Annotated in this window: 15 protein-coding genes; 8 read left to right on the top strand and 7 right to left on the bottom strand. The window is 72.9% G+C overall.

Annotation, left to right across the window (positions count from 1 at the left end; genetic code table 11):
- Positions 1 to 14: 14 nt before the first annotated feature.
- Positions 15 to 686: a hypothetical protein gene (locus AB0G16_RS04295; protein ID WP_362798380.1), complete on the bottom strand. Its 672-nt coding sequence runs from the start codon at positions 684 to 686 to the stop codon at positions 15 to 17.
- Between the two features lie 248 nt (positions 687 to 934).
- On the opposite strand from AB0G16_RS04295, the gene AB0G16_RS04290 reads away from it, so the two are divergent.
- Positions 935 to 1876, top strand: a complete 942-nt coding sequence (locus tag AB0G16_RS04290) for a ribose-phosphate pyrophosphokinase (protein ID WP_362798378.1) — start codon at positions 935 to 937, stop codon at positions 1874 to 1876.
- 88 nt (positions 1877 to 1964) lie between these two features.
- Here the strand turns inward: AB0G16_RS04290 and AB0G16_RS04285 are convergent, their stop codons facing one another.
- Positions 1965 to 2999 carry a L,D-transpeptidase family protein gene (locus tag AB0G16_RS04285; protein WP_362798376.1) on the bottom strand — a complete coding sequence of 345 codons (1035 nt, stop codon included), beginning with the start codon at positions 2997 to 2999 and terminating at the stop codon, positions 1965 to 1967.
- Positions 3000 to 3320: 321 nt separating this feature from the next.
- Complete coding sequence (locus tag AB0G16_RS04280) at positions 3321 to 4253, bottom strand: GNAT family N-acetyltransferase (protein WP_362798374.1); 933 nt, start codon at positions 4251 to 4253, stop codon at positions 3321 to 3323.
- A 283-nt stretch (positions 4254 to 4536) separates the two neighbouring features.
- On the opposite strand from AB0G16_RS04280, the gene AB0G16_RS04275 reads away from it, so the two are divergent.
- The 5 genes from AB0G16_RS04275 (at position 4537) to AB0G16_RS04255 (ending at position 8209) form a co-directional block, all read left to right on the top strand.
- Entirely contained in the window at positions 4537 to 5049 is a 513-nt protein-coding gene (locus AB0G16_RS04275; RefSeq protein ID WP_362798372.1) for a SigE family RNA polymerase sigma factor, read from the top strand.
- Positions 5046 to 6272: a hypothetical protein gene (locus AB0G16_RS04270; RefSeq protein ID WP_362798370.1), complete on the top strand. Its 1227-nt coding sequence runs from the start codon at positions 5046 to 5048 to the stop codon at positions 6270 to 6272. Before AB0G16_RS04275 ends, AB0G16_RS04270 begins: the two co-directional genes overlap by 4 nt.
- A 127-nt stretch (positions 6273 to 6399) precedes the next feature.
- Positions 6400 to 7011 carry a PadR family transcriptional regulator gene (locus AB0G16_RS04265; protein WP_362798367.1) on the top strand — a complete coding sequence of 204 codons (612 nt, stop codon included), beginning with the start codon at positions 6400 to 6402 and terminating at the stop codon, positions 7009 to 7011.
- Between the two features lie 308 nt (positions 7012 to 7319).
- Positions 7320 to 7745: an SgcJ/EcaC family oxidoreductase gene (locus tag AB0G16_RS04260; protein WP_362798365.1), complete on the top strand. Its 426-nt coding sequence runs from the start codon at positions 7320 to 7322 to the stop codon at positions 7743 to 7745.
- Positions 7742 to 8209: a hypothetical protein gene (locus AB0G16_RS04255; protein ID WP_362798362.1), complete on the top strand. Its 468-nt coding sequence runs from the start codon at positions 7742 to 7744 to the stop codon at positions 8207 to 8209. Before AB0G16_RS04260 ends, AB0G16_RS04255 begins: the two co-directional genes overlap by 4 nt.
- Positions 8210 to 8247: 38 nt before the next feature.
- Here AB0G16_RS04255 and AB0G16_RS04250 read toward each other — a convergent pair whose 3' ends face one another.
- Both AB0G16_RS04250 and AB0G16_RS04245 read right to left on the bottom strand, forming a co-directional pair.
- Positions 8248 to 9804, bottom strand: a complete 1557-nt coding sequence (locus AB0G16_RS04250) for a HAMP domain-containing sensor histidine kinase (protein WP_362798359.1) — start codon at positions 9802 to 9804, stop codon at positions 8248 to 8250.
- A gap of 1 nt (position 9805) precedes the next feature.
- Positions 9806 to 10474: a response regulator transcription factor gene (locus AB0G16_RS04245; RefSeq protein ID WP_362798357.1), complete on the bottom strand. Its 669-nt coding sequence runs from the start codon at positions 10472 to 10474 to the stop codon at positions 9806 to 9808.
- A 130-nt stretch (positions 10475 to 10604) separates the two neighbouring features.
- Here AB0G16_RS04245 and AB0G16_RS04240 point away from each other — a divergent pair, with 130 nt between their 5' ends.
- Positions 10605 to 11198 (top strand): hypothetical protein, encoded by a 594-nt coding sequence (locus tag AB0G16_RS04240; RefSeq protein WP_362798354.1) that lies wholly within the window; start codon positions 10605 to 10607, stop codon positions 11196 to 11198.
- A 245-nt stretch (positions 11199 to 11443) separates the two neighbouring features.
- Here AB0G16_RS04240 and AB0G16_RS04235 read toward each other — a convergent pair whose 3' ends face one another.
- Positions 11444 to 12535, bottom strand: a complete 1092-nt coding sequence (locus AB0G16_RS04235) for a hypothetical protein (RefSeq protein WP_362798351.1) — start codon at positions 12533 to 12535, stop codon at positions 11444 to 11446.
- 251 nt (positions 12536 to 12786) lie between these two features.
- Positions 12787 to 13314 carry a hypothetical protein gene (locus AB0G16_RS04230; protein ID WP_362798348.1) on the bottom strand — a complete coding sequence of 176 codons (528 nt, stop codon included), beginning with the start codon at positions 13312 to 13314 and terminating at the stop codon, positions 12787 to 12789.
- 219 nt (positions 13315 to 13533) lie between these two features.
- Between AB0G16_RS04230 and AB0G16_RS04225 the strand changes: the two genes are divergently transcribed.
- Positions 13534 to 14070: a peptidylprolyl isomerase gene (locus AB0G16_RS04225; RefSeq protein WP_362798345.1), complete on the top strand. Its 537-nt coding sequence runs from the start codon at positions 13534 to 13536 to the stop codon at positions 14068 to 14070.
- The last annotated feature ends 94 nt before the right edge of the window (positions 14071 to 14164 follow it).

The following is a 14164-nucleotide window of genomic DNA, read 5'->3' as shown; positions in this document are numbered from 1 at the left end:
GACCGGTGCCCGGTTCAGGGGCGGGGAGCGGGCCGCTGCCCCGGGCAGGGCGCGCCGATGCCGACGCGGACCTCCCGGGCGGTGCCCCCGTTGACGCTGACCAGGATCGGAAGGCATCCGGCCTCGCGGACCGTGTACCCGCCGACGAAGGCGATCCACTCGTCCCTCGCCTCACAGCGGTCCACCACCACGCGCGCCCCGAGCCGGCCCGGACGGCCCCACGCCATCCAGAGACGGCCGGTCATCGCCTCCGGAACGGTCAGCTCGACGTGCTGCCCGCGCCGTACGAGGAGGCCCTGCTTGGCGAAGAGGCCCTTGCCCCCGTCCGGCAGCCTCACCTCGGACACCTGGAGGGCCTGCCCGTACGCCTCGCTCGTCGGCAGGGCCACGGCGTCATCGATGATTCCCAGGTCGCCGGAGGGGGTGGGTTCGCCGCCGACCGCGGTTTCGCACCGTACCGTCGCGGCGACCGGGGAGGACCGAGGCGCGGCGGAGGACTCGAAGGTCCCGGAGGGGCGGGGGGTGGCGGAGACCGCCGGGGCGATCACCGAAGGCGACGGGGAACGCGGGGACGCGGTCCGCGGCCACGCGCCGGGCTCACCGGGGGAGCACGCGGACACGCCCTGGAGGACGGCGAGCGCGACGAGCGGGACGAGCGCGGCGGGTACGGCGGCGCGGATTCGCATGTGCCCAGTGTGCCCGCCGCTCCGCCATCCCGCGGCCCCGTCACGGGAAGCCGGGGATCTCGGCGCGCCCGGACCCGGCGCGCCCGGACCCGGTGCGTCCTCGCCGGGCCTGCCCGGACCCCGTCCGATCGTTGCGCGGGGTCGTCGGCGATGCTTGGGGGCGAAGCCGGAGTCCGGTCCGAGGTCACCGGTGACACACGGCCGTGGGATCGGCCGATCCGGACCATCACACAGGCAAGGAGCGCCTCGTGCGAGACATCACCGTGTTCAGCGGTAGTGCCCATCCCGAGCTGGCGGCCGAGATCTGCGCCCACCTCGGGACCCCGCTGCATCCGGTCCGGGTCAAGCGCTTCGCCAACGACTGCGTGGAGGTGCAGCTGCAGGCCAACTGCCGGGAACGGGACGTGTTCCTGATCCAGCCGCTGGTCCCCCCGGTCCAGGAGAACCTCGTCGAGCTGCTTCTCATGCTGGACGCCGCCAGGGGAGCCTCGGCGGCCAGGACGACCGTGGTGATGCCGCACTACGCCTACGCCCGCTCGGACAAGAAGGACGCCCCCCGCATCTCCATCGGCGCCCGCCTGGTCGCCGACCTCCTCGTGGCGGCGGGGGCGGGCCGGGTGCTCACCATGACCCTGCACTCGCCCCAGGTGCACGGGTTCTTCAGCGTCCCCGTCGATCACCTGCACGCCCTGCGTGAGCTTGCCGCCCACTTCCGCCGGTACGACCTCTCCGACACCGTCATCGTCTCCCCCGACCTGGGCAACGCCAAGGAGGCCGCGACGTTCGCGCGGATGCTCGGCGTGGGGGTCGCGATGGGGGCCAAGCAGCGGCTGAGCGACGACCGCGTCGTCATCAGCTCGGTGATCGGCGACGTCACCGGCAAGGACGTCATCATCCTGGACGACGAGATCGCCCGGGGTACGACGGTGATCGAACTGCTCGACCGCCTGCGCGAGCGGGGGGCCCGCTCCGTACGCGTCGCCTGCACGCACGGTCTCTTCGCCGACGGGGCCGTGGACCGCCTGGCCGACCGGGCCGAGGTCGAGGAGGTCGTCTGCACCAACACGGTGCCCGTCCCCGACGTCAAGCCCGGCTCCAGGCTGAAGGTCCTGTCGATCGCCCCCGCGCTCGCCGAGGCCATGCGCCGGATCCACGACGGCGAATCGGTGAGCGCCCTGTTCGACGCCTGACCCCGATCGAGGCGCCCTCACACCTCGGACGCGGCGGGAGGAGCCGCCCGAGGCCGCGGGTTCCTCCCGCCGCGTCCGGTTCCAGAGCTCATCGACCTTGCTCGCGCGGACGAAGGGCGTCGGCGCGCGGACGAAGAGCGCCAGGAGGGGTGACGACGTCCCCGGTCGCCCCGCGCATGCCACCCGGCCGGAGCGTCCTGCGGGTGTGACCCGGCCGGGGCGGCTCGGGGGAGACCGCGGCGCTTCCGGGGACGCCCCGGCCGGGCGTCGCGTTCCGGGCGGGGGCGGGCCGGAGGGCGGGTCCGGTGCCGCGCGAGGCCCCGTGCCGTTCGCCGGGAGCGCGCAGGTCCCGCTCCCGGCCGGGCGCCGGGCGGTGCTCGTCGCGGAGCCGGGGGCGCCGGACGTGGACCGGGTGGCCGGGCCGGAGCAGCCGGTAGAGCGCGACGGCGTTGTGCAGCGGAACCCGGACGCATCCGTGGGAGGCGGGATATCGGGGGACAAGGGTGGAGCCGTGGACGGCGATGCCGCCGTTGAAGTAGACCGGATGGAACATCGACCCCAGGATTCCGGTGGACCAGCCCGGCGCCCGCTGCCCGGCCCGGAAGTCGCCGACCGGGGTCTCGGCGAAGCCGCAGTGCCCCTTCACGCAGTACGACCTGCCCGCGCCGGTGGAGATGTGGCTGACCAGCACGGGACGCCCACCGCTCCAGACCGTGAGGAGCCCGCGCCGCAGGTCGATCTCGGTCCGTTCGGATTCGCCGTTCCTGACCAGGGGCCTGATGGGCCGGGGGTGCAGAAGGGCACGCCAGGTCGGCGGGTCGATCCTGTTGACCGGCCTCAGGCCGTTGGCCTTCTGAAAGGCCCAGACCGTCATGCGGAGGGCGTCGTCGTAGGTGAGGGTGAGATTTCCCGAGGGAAAGCCGAGTCGATTAAGCCTTTTTCTAACGTTATATACCTCGATTCCCCTGCTCCCCTCCCTGAGGGCGGTGAACTGGTCCGGCAGGGGAATTCTCCGGAAGTTCGGTGACGGGTCGACCATGGCTCCCGCGGTGCCGCAGGACAGGGCCGTGAACAGGGCGAAGGCGGAGATCGCGACCAGACGGCGGTGGATGATGCTTCGCATATGTGACGTCTATCCGCTGGCACGGTTGATTAACCCTGTAATGCCGCTTGCCAGGAAGTAAGAGTTATACCACCGCGTGCGGACGGATGATCGTCGTAGGGGAATTTTCGCCACAAAAAAGATATGTTCGCATTAATGCTGACGCAGTGATTTCGGCGCGACGGGGTGACCGCCGATCGCACACGCGGGGACGCGCGCACCTGCCCCCATGACGGGTGCCCCACCCGGAGACAGGTCTCACCCGGGAGCGGGCCCCACCCGGGAACGGGTCTCGTCCGGGAACGGGTCTCGTCCGGGAGGAGCCCCCGCGGGGGGCTCCGCTCAGGGACGCGGTGCCTCGACGGGCCGCGTGTGGCGGACCGTCCGGTCAACGGTCCGGAAGCCGATCGCCTCGTACAACCGGGCCGGCACCGGATACCCCGCGTCCCCCCGGGGTTGGACGATCGCGCCGGCCGCCCCCGTCCGCCCGAGCCGGTGCAGCGCGTACAGGCAGACCGCGCGGGCCAGCCCCAGCCGCCGGAAGTCCCGGTGCGTGCCGACCGGTTCCAGCTCGCCGACGCCGTTGAGGGCGTCGGGCCAGATCAGGCAGTACGCGACCAGGCGCCCGTCCGGCGCCTCGACGACGCAGTCCAGTTCCGGCCGGTACGGCCACGCGCGCATGACGTTGCGGTAGCTCTCCTCGGTGACCGAGGAGGGGGCGAACGCCGACCGGTGGACGGCCACCCGCTCGGCCACGTCCTCCTCGCCGCGCACGTGGCGCATGGTGAAACCGGGCGGCACCTCCGGCTCCGGCAGGTCGCTCAGGTCACGCGACATGCGTACCTGGAACGGCGCGTCCGCCGGTCCCGGCCGGTAGCCGTGCCGGGCCAGAGCCGCGGCGAGCCGCTCCTCACCCGTCAGGATCGTCACGGCCGTCTCGCCCGCGGCGCCACCCCCGGAACCGGCCCCGGCGCCACCCCCGGAACCGGCCCCGTGGAACCAGTCGAGCACCTCGTCGGCCAGCCCGGGGTGTTCGGGATGCACGAAGAGCTCCAGCTCACCCGGGGGCATCGCCCATCCCCAGGCCAGCGTCTCGCCGCCGCGTTCCCAGAGCATGGTCGGCCACTCCGCCTCCCGGTCCACGTGCTGGAACCTGCTCCAGGCGAGGCCGCCGACGTGCGGCAGGGCGGCCGCGTGCCAGGCGGCCCGTACGAGATCCTGCATCCTCCGCAGGTCGGAGGGGCCCCCGTAGGGGCGCGCGACGACGTTCCGCACCGTGTCCGATGTCCTTCCGGGGTCCTCCGCGAACGACGGGGTGCCGTCCCGGCGCACCGCATTCTTCCGCCCGCCTCCCCGGGGCGCACCCCGATGTCCCGGAAGGGACATGGTCGGACGTATCGCCCCACCCGCGTACGATCCGCCGGAACCTCCCGCGCCCCGTCCGCGAGGAGCCTCGTCCGTGATGAACCTCGTCCGTGAAGAAACCGTGTCCGCATGGAGGCATAGCGGCGGGCGTCCCGGCGCGTCTACAGGAGGACAACGCGAAGTGGAGGTGATCGTGGACGCCGCAGAGGAGCGACGTTTCCGCGAGTTCGTCTCGGCGCGCTCTCCCGCGCTGATGCGCCTGGCCTTCCTGCTGACCGGAGGCGACCAGCACGCGGCGGAGGACCTGCTGCAGACCGCGCTGGTCAAAACGGTCGCCAGATGGAAACGGGTGGAGACGCCCGAGGCGTACGTGCGGCAGGTGATGTACCGCCAGCAGGTGTCGTGGTGGCGACGGCGCGGCGAGACCGTGGTCGCCGACCCGCCGGAGGGAGCCCTGGAGGACGGCACGCGAGGAACGGACCTGCGCATCGTCATGCGCGGCGCCCTGGCCAGGCTCACGCCCCGGCAGCGGACGGTACTGGTGCTGCGCTACTACGAGGACCTCCCGGAGGCCGAGGTGGCCGGAATCCTCGGCTGCTCGGTCGGCACCGTCCGCAGCACCACCCACCGTTCCCTGGCCCGCCTGCGCGTCCTCGCACCCGAGTTGAAGGAGCCGTACACGATCTTCGGGGAAGTGACGAGATGACCATCGACGAACTGGTGAGGCAGACCCTCAGGGAGTGGTCGGAACAGGCTCCGGTACCGGCCGGCGACCTGGCCGGATCGGTGCTCCGGCGGCGCGGCCGGACCCGGCTGCGGACGTTCGCGGTGGTCGCGGGGGCGACCGCGAGCCTCGTCGCGGCGGCGGTCACCGTCCCGGCCCTGATCCAGCGGGACGCGCCGCGGGACGACAGGGGGGCGATCACCGTGGTGGTCGCCGAGCCGGACCCGTCCACCGAGACCGCCGCGGACCCGGACTCCTCGCCGCCGAAGACCCTGATGGCCGCGGGCACCACGGCGGCCTACTCCTACTACACCTGGGCCGAGGAGAAGATCTCCGAGGACCGCCAGGTCAGGAAGATGACCTGGCACCGCTACGACCGGGATCTGGGCCGCTACGAGCCCACCCCGTGGGCCTGGCTCGACGTCGCCAGGGGGGGAAGGGCCGCGGCGTTCCTGGAGAAGGTCCCCGCGAACCGGGTGGGGGTTCTCACCGGGCGCGGGACCGAGGTCCGCTGGATCGCCCTGGACCGTCCCGCCGCGTCCGTGTACTGGTCGCCGGACGCGAGCAGGCTGCTGCTCACGAACTACTCCGCCAACCCCGACGAGTCCTACGTCATGGAGGACGGCGGGCGGCGGACGTCGGCCCCCAGCCGCGTCGGCTTCACCGTCGTCGACCTCGCCGAAGGCCGGTCCACCTTCCAGGGCCTGCCGCAGCACCCCGACGAGATGGCGACCCGCAACGACCTCTCCTGGGCGGACGACGGCACGCTCGTCTGGGAGCACAGTTCCAGCGGGTCCCCGGTGAAGAGGTACTACGACCTTCGGGGCAACGCCCGGGCCGCGCCGTCCAAGGAGGCCGACACCTACCAGGAGGCCGGACTCTCGCCGGACGGCAGGCGTCTGGCCGTCCAGAGTCCCGACCGGAGCGCGATCGTCGGCGTCCAGGACCTGACCACGGGGGGTACGGTCCCGTTCAACTCCGCCCCCGGGTACTGGATCGAGCAGTCCGTGGCGTGGGCGGACGACGAGCGTCTCATCGTGTGGGCCTGCGAGACGAAGGGCGACGACGACTGCGTGGGCGGTGAGTTCCGCAACCGGCTGATCCTGGTCGGCCTGAACGGCGGCGAGGCCGTCCCCCTGTCCGGCTACCGGGAGAACAGCGAGGTGGCGGGCAAGAGCTGGGAACCGGTCTTCACCACCCGCTGACCCGTCCCCACGGGCCGGCCGGCCCCGCATGAGCCGTACGAGATCATGTCTTGTACGGCTCACGCGCATGTCGCTATAGTGCGGATTGCCATAAGGAAATTTGCACTAACGAGACGACGGGGCGGTCATGGCACGGGGAGCGGATCTGGCCGGGTTGACCGTGCTCGCGCTGCTCTCGGTCAGGCCGAGCCATCCCTATGAGATGCACCGGTTCGTGGTGGACACGCACAAGGACTACCTGACCGGCCTGCCGCGCAGCCTCTACCACGCGGTCGACCGGCTGGTCAGGGACGAGCTGATCGTGCCCGCGCACACCGGCAGGGAGGGACGGCGGCCCGAGCGCACCGTCTACGAGCTGACCGGCGAGGGCAGGGCGGAGCTCGCCACCCGCCTGCGCCGGTCGCTGGAGGAGGTGGGGCCGGACGGCCTCGTCTTCGTCGCGGCGCTCTCCATGGCGGGGTGCCTTCCCCCGGCCGAGGTGGAACGGGCGCTGCGCGGCCGGGCCGCCACCCTGGAGGGGAAGGTGGTCACGGCCGCCGAGAGCCTGCGCGGGCTGACCGAGGGAGGGCTTCCGCCCGTCCTGCTGCTGGAGGTCGAGTACGAGCACGCCCTGCGCACGGCCGAGCTCGGCTGGGTACGCCGCCTGCTGGCCCGGCTGGAGTCGGGCGAGGTCACCTGGGGCGACGCCGGCAACCGCGAGCTGCTCGGCCGGACCGGCGTGGACGCGGAACCGGCATGACCCCACGGCCGCCCACGACCGGAGGGCCGGACCCCGGCCGTACGCGGCCCGAGGGCCGGACCCCGGCCGCGCACGACCGGAAGACCGACCTCCGGCCGCCCATGACCGGAAGGGCCGTGGCCCGCACGCGGACGAAAGGACCGTAGGACCGCACGCGAACGAGAGGGCCGCCGACCGGCGGCCGTGAGCGCCGGCCGGGTGCGCCAACACCCGGCCGGCGGAGAAAGCACCGAACCGACCGCGAGGCGGCCGTCCCGGACTCCTGAACTCCAAGGATAGGCCCCTCGCCCATCGCGAGGAGAAGACCCATGTCCACCCCCACACCGACGCCCGCGTCCGCCGACGCCGAGATCCGCGACCTGCTCGGACGCCTGACCGAGGCCTGGAACGCGGGCGACGCCGACGCCTACGGCGAGCTGTTCACCGAGGACGCCGACTACGTCACCTTCTTCGGGCTCCGCCTGACCGGCCGCCCGGCCGTCGTCGAGGCGCACCGCGCCCTGTTCGAGGGACCGCTCAAGGGCTCGCGCCTGACGGGCGACCCCGCGGGAAGGGACGGGGCCGACATCAGGCGGGTACGGCCCGACGTCGCCGTGGTGATCTTCACCGGTTCCGTGACGGGAGCCGACGCCCCGCCCGACCCGGCCCGGGACTCGATCGTCACCCTGGTCGCCGTACACGACGACGCCTGGAGGTTCACCGCCTTCCAGAACACCCGCAGGACCTCGCCGTGAGGCCCGCCCCGCTGTTCGAGGCGGCCGGGGTCGTCGAGGCCCCGCCCGACCGGGTGGGACGGCTGGTGCTGGCCGTGCGTCCCGGCCCGGTCGGCCCGGACAACCTCTGGCTGCTCACCGCGCACGGCGGCGTCGTCTCGGGCGGACCGGAGCGGTTCACCCTCGGCACACCGGCACACGCCATGACCGTCGAGGTGAGCGGGAGCGGCGGTAACGGCCGGGAGGGCGTGGACACCATCGCCTTCCAGGGCGGCTGGTGGTACCGCGGCGAGTACACCGTCGCACCGCACCCCCGGGGCACCCTTCTCACCCACCGGGTGCGCAACGTGGCGACCCGGTGGCGATGGGGCGTCCCGCTCGCCAACCGCTTCTTCGTCGGGTTCCGGAGGGACACCCGGCGGGGATTCGCCGAAGCGCTCCGGCTGATCGGCGACGAGCTGGGGTGCCCCGCGCGCCCGCTCTGAACCCCGCGGGCCGCGCCGCGAGGGTGGCGGAAGAAGGCTCACGCCGGCGGGACGATCGCGCGGCCGGCACGGGCGTCCCCCGCGGACGGTCCCGCCGCGGGGGAGGAAGGCGGCTCGCGCCGACGTGACAGGCCCGGTCCCGTCGCCGGGAACCGGGCCTGGAGCCACGCCCCGGGGGGTCCGGCGACCACGCGCAGGACGCCGCCGTGCCGTACCGCGATGTCCCTGGCGATGGCCAGCCCGAGGCCGGACCCGCCCGCGTCCCTGTCCCTGGCCTCGTCCAGGCGGGTGAACCGGTCGAAGATCGCCTCGTGGTGCTCGGCGGGGATGCCCGGACCGTCGTCGCGGACGTCGAGCACCACCTCGTCCCCGTCGGCGGTCAGCCGGACGACGACCGTCGCGTCCGCGTGGCGCACGGCGTTGTCCACCAGGTTGGCGACCAGACGGCGCAGCTGCCCGGCGGATCCGAGCACGACCGCGTCGGCCGCCACCTCCATCCTGACCTCGACCTCCGGCCTGGGCCGCGCCCGGGCCGCCTCCTCGGCGGTGACCTGCCCGACGTCCACCTCCTCGGTGCGGGCGGGCTCGCCGGCGTCCAGCCTGGCGAGCAGCAGCAGGTCGGAGGTGAGCGCCTGGATCCGTTCCACGTCGGTCAGCGCCTCGTCCGCGGGCGGTCCCGGCGGGGCCAGTTCCAGGCGGGTCCGCAGGACGGCCAGCGGGCTGCGCAGTTCGTGGGCCGCGTCGGCGACGAAGCGCCTGTGCCGCCCGACCGCGACCTCGAGCCGGTCGAGCGTACGGTTCATGGTCTCGGCGAGGCGGGCGATCTCGTCGCGTGCCCGTGGCACCGGGACCCGCCGGTGCAGGTCGCTGGCGGTGATGTCGGCCATCTCGGCGCGGATGGCCGAGACCGGCGCGAGCGCCCGGCCGACGGCCAGCCAGGTGAGGACGGCCACCAGCAGGAGCAGCGCGGGAATGCCGGGGACCAGCAGGCCGCGCAGGCTCCGCAGGGCGTCGTCGGCGGCCTCCAGCGACGCCCTGGCCTGCACGACCACCACGCCGTCGGCGGTGTCCACCGGCACCGTGGCCAGGGTGAAGGACTCGCCGGGCGCCCATCGCGTCATCTCGTCCGTCCCGGCCGGGGTCGCGCTCTCGACGAAGGTCGTGACGGTCCTGGCCTTCGCGTGCGACGGCCCGGTGTCCTGCCCGGTCCTCGCGTGGGGCGCCCCGGTGCGCTCCCCGGCTCTCGTCCGCGGTGCTCCGGGGCCCCTCCCGGGCGCCGGGGCGCCGTCCGGCGCCCGGGTGGAGAGGGCGCGGTCCGGCGACACGGTTCTGGCGAAGATCTTGACGTCGGGATCGAGGACGGCCGGCTCACCGGACCTGGTGGTACCGCTCACCACGAGGCCGTCCCGCGCGGCGCCGGCGGTGAGCACGTCGGCGGTGGCCCCGGCACGGCGGGCGGCCTCGCCGGCGGCACTGCGGGTCAGGCTCCCGTTCAGCACCCCGACGAGCACCGCCGCGGCCACACCGAGCGCGACCGCGACGATGGCCGTGGCGGCGAGCGTGGCCCGGAGCCGTACCGACAGGCGCGAGGTCATCTCAGGCCTCCAGCCGGTAACCGGCGCCGCGCACGGTCAACAGCGAGGAGCGGCCGAACGGTGAATCGATCTTGCGGCGGAGCGCGCTGACGTAGACCTCCACGATGTTCGGATCGCCGTCGTAGGAGAAGTCCCAGGCCTGGGCCAGCAGTTCCCGCTTGGAGACCACCTCGCCCTGCCTGCGCGCCAGGCCGTGCAGGACCGCGAACTCCTTGGGGGTGAGCGGGATGTCCACCTCCCCCCGGCGGCAGCGCAGCCCCGCGGGGTCCACCGTCAGGTCGCCGACCGTGATGGACGCCGGTCTGGCCGTGCCGCCCCGCCGCACCAGCGCGCGCAGCCTGGCCAGCAGCACCACGTAGGAGAAGGGCTTGGACAGGAAGTCGTCCGCCCCGGTGTCCAGCGCCTCGGCCTCGTCGTGCACGCCGTCCTTGGCGGTGAGCACGAGGATCGGCGTCCAGTTCTCCGCGTCGCGGAGCCTGGCGCAGACGGTGTACCCGTTCATCCGGGGCAGCATGACGTCGAGCACGATCACGTCGTACGGGTTCTCGGTCGCCATCCACAGCCCGTCGCGGCCGTCGTGGGCGACGTCGACGGCGAAGCCCTCACCCGCCAGTCCCTCCTTGAGCAGACGCGCCAGGCGTTTCTCGTCCTCGACCAGCAGCACACGCATACCGATCAGCGTGCCGTACGACGCCTAAAGCCAACCTGAAGACGCTTTCCGGGACCTTCAGCCTGGGCTCAGGTGACGGCAGGGAACCTGTGATCTCCAGACCCGCTCGACCACCCGACAAGGAGAAACCATGCGCATCCGTGTGCTCGCCACCGCCCTGGTGACGACGGGAGCCCTCATGGGCACGCTCACCGGGGCCGCCAACGCCGACGGCACGCCGTCCCCGAAGGACGACGTCGTCGTCTTCGCCTGCGAGGGAGGCGGCCAGGTGGCCGTGAGGGTACGGACGTTCACCCGGGACGAGATGGAGAAGATGGAGAAGGACGGGAAGACCTCCACCGTCCCCGCCGTCCCCGCCGTCCCGTCCGGGGCCGAGGCGGGCGGCGCCCCCGGACCTCGGAAGGACGCGGCCGTCCGGGTCGCCCCGAAGACGGGCGAGCGGAGGGCGGGAGAGGCGAAGGCCGGGTCCGGGGACACCGATGTCACGGTCGCGGTCCGTCCGGAGGAGGCCGATCCCGCGGGGAAGGACGCGCGGCCGGACAGGGTAAGCCTGGCCCTGCCCGAGCGGGACGAGGCCGGAGCACCCGGGGAGGAGGGGCATCTCGTGATCTCCGAGGCGGTGCCCGTTCCCGGGGGGAACGGTGGCGCCACGACCACGAGGGCCGAGACCAAGGTCACCCTCGAAGGCGGCAAACCGCTCGTCACCTGCGTCAAGGAGAGGTGAGCCCGCGCGGACGTCCGGAGGGCCACGGGGGCTGACTCCGGAGAGAGACCCCGCGGGCCGGCCGGTGAGATCCGTGCGGGAGTGACCCGGCCGGCCCGCGGCCCGTGTCCGTGGACCCGCCGGAACCGGTAGGCCTGCGAACCCACGTCCCGGGTCCCACGTCCCACGTCCCGGGTCCCGGGTCCGGGGCCCGCGGGTCCACGGCGGAGGCGCCGGACGGCGCGGAAGGGGGCGGGGGCCGGGGATCAGCCCCCGGGGAAGCTCGGGTGCGGGCCCAGGGCCCAGTACTCGTAGAGGCCGTGACCGACGTTGCCCTCGTACTCGAAGCGGCCGACGGCGTCGACCAGCCCCCACATGACGGCGGCGTCCCCGGGGAGCGTGTGGGTGACGCCCTGGACCACCGGGCCGGGGCCCTGGTACATGCCGTGCCTCCAGTCCGCCTCCAGGCCGTACCCGGTGCCCACCATCAGGTGCACCGGCAGGAGCGGGACGCACCGCATGTCGAAGGGCCTCCCGCCCGGCGGCGCGAAGGAGATCACGGCCTCGCGCACGTCCCGGGTGCCGTCCCGGTAGACCGGGCGGTACTCGGGACGCCCGAGGTACTCCTCCTCGCCCTCGCGCGCGGACCCGAAGCCCCACACCCGCACCGCCTCCTCCAGCACCCGGCGGCCCTTCTCGTCCTCCTGGACGATGCACAGGATGGCGTGGTCGTCGAACCGCACCGGGGTGTAGAGCCAGTAGAAGGTGCCCGCGTCGCGCGCCTGGATGCCGGGGGGTTCGGGTTCGCCGACCGGGCGGACGCCCCAGGAGCGGTCGCGGCTGCCCTGCCAGCGGTCGGGGGTGACCTCGACGCGCTCGTCGCCGATCGTGATGTGTCCCGTCCACCGGCCGGTCTGGGCCAGCCGGGAGGAGTCGAAGACCACGCGCTCCTGCCGGCGTACGAAGTGCCGGGGTTCCAGCGTGGCCGGGATCGTGCCCTCCCACAGGAGGTCGAAGGAGAGGCCGTGCTCGGTGGGGTCGAGCACCACCCGCAGCCGCCGGAGCCCCTCGATCACCTCGACCCTGAACGGCCCGACGCGCGTGTCCATCCGGTCGACGCCGAGCTCGCGCGAGGCCCGGACCACCCGGTGCAGGTCCCGGTACCGCACGCAGGCGAACGCGTCGGTGACCCCCAGGTTGGGGTACTGGCCGAGACCGACGATGAGCATCAGCTCGTCGGAGCCGGCGTGGCAGTTGAAGTAGTAGCGGTCGTAGAAGTTGCGGTCCGAGGTCGCGACGTGCCGCATCACCTCGGGCGACTGGTGGACGGGGTGATCGTCGAGGGGTGACAGGGTCATCGGGGCTCCTTCTGCCTCGGGAACCCCGATCTAACAAGCGCTTGGTTAATCGGTCAACGGCCGGACCGGCCGCCGCGCGGGCGCACCGCGGTGACGGGCGCCGCGCGGACGTGCCACCGGAGAGGGCGTCGCGCGGGAACGCCACCGGACGGGCCTTCGCGCAGACGTACGGCCCGCACCATCGTGATGGTGCGGGCCGTACGCCCGGCAAGTGCCGTACGCCGCGTTCGTTCTCCGGCGTACGCCGACCGTCAGGGCTGTGTCTTGGAGGTGTGCTCCGCCCTGGAGTCGGCCGTGCCGCCGGTCTCGCCGGTCTTCGAGGTGGTGTCGTTCTTCACCTCGGAGACCGCGCCGGCCGCCGCCTCCGTCTTCTGCCCGACCCACTGGGACGCGTCGGAGGCGCTGTCCTTGAGCGTGTCCGCCCACTGGTCGGCGTTCCGCCGGTACATCGCGTAACCCGCCGCTCCGATCGCGACGCCCGCGACCAGCAGGACCACCGGCCACTTCCTGGACTTCGCGGGAGTGGGATCGATCTTCGCGGCGGCCTGGGTCAGCGCGGCGCTGATCCTCGGCGCGAGCTGCTCCTCGATCGAGTGCGCCGCGGCGTCGAGCCTCGGCGCCGCCCACCCGCGGGCGACGATCATCTTTTCGCCGGCCACGTCGCGGGCGTGGCTCGCCGCTTCGCGGGCCTGGTCGGCCATCGGGCCGACCCGGTCCGCTGCGCGGGCAGCCTGAGCCTTCACGTGGCGCAGCGACCTTTCCGGTGCCACGATCTTCATCTGGCGCTTTCCAAACACTGCTAGAGGCACAATCAACCTCCCCATTCGTTGGGGCCCCGCCGCCACCCCTTCCCGCTCGAAGGCGGCTCAATCATGACGGCCCATGGGAGGATGGTTGCGGGCCTGCGGTTGCGGCCGAAATCGTCAAAGCGTCACAAAAGCAATACGTTGCACAGGCATTGCCAACGACCTGAACGACCTGAAGGGGGCAGTCCGATCATGGCTGAGAAGTTGATCGCGAACCTCAATACCAACCGCGGTGGCGTGAAGGTCCAGCTCTTCCCGGACCACGCGCCCAAGACCGTGCGCAACTTCGTCGAGCTCGCCGAGGGCACCCGCGAGTGGGTGCACCCGGAGACCGGCGAGAAGTCCACCGCCAGGCTGTACGACGGCACGGTCTTCCACCGTGTCATCTCCGGCTTCATGATCCAGGGCGGCGACCCCCTGGGCCAGGGCGTCGGCGGCCCCGGCTACAAGTTCGACGACGAGATCCACCCGGACCTCTTCTTCAACCGCCCGTACCTGCTCGCCATGGCCAACGCCGGCATCCAGGGCGGCCGCGGCACCAACGGCTCGCAGTTCTTCGTCACCGTGGTGCCCACGCCGCACCTGAACGGCAAGCACACCATCTTCGGCGAGGTGATCGAGGGCCAGGAGGTCATCGACGCCATCGCCAAGACCGAGACCGACGCCCGCGACCGCCCCACCGAGCCGGTGGTGCTGGAGTCGGTGACCATCGAGCGCGTACAGGGCTGATCCTCCGCCCGCGCGCGACGGAGCCGGATCCACGGCCCCCGGGCGCGTACGGCGCGGATCGCCCGTTCGGCGGCCTCCTCGGAGGCCGCCGTCC

The organism is Streptosporangium sp. NPDC023615 (genome assembly GCF_040640155.1).
Classification (GTDB): domain Bacteria; phylum Actinomycetota; class Actinomycetes; order Streptosporangiales; family Streptosporangiaceae; genus Streptosporangium.
This window is presented reverse-complemented; position numbering and strand designations above follow the sequence as displayed.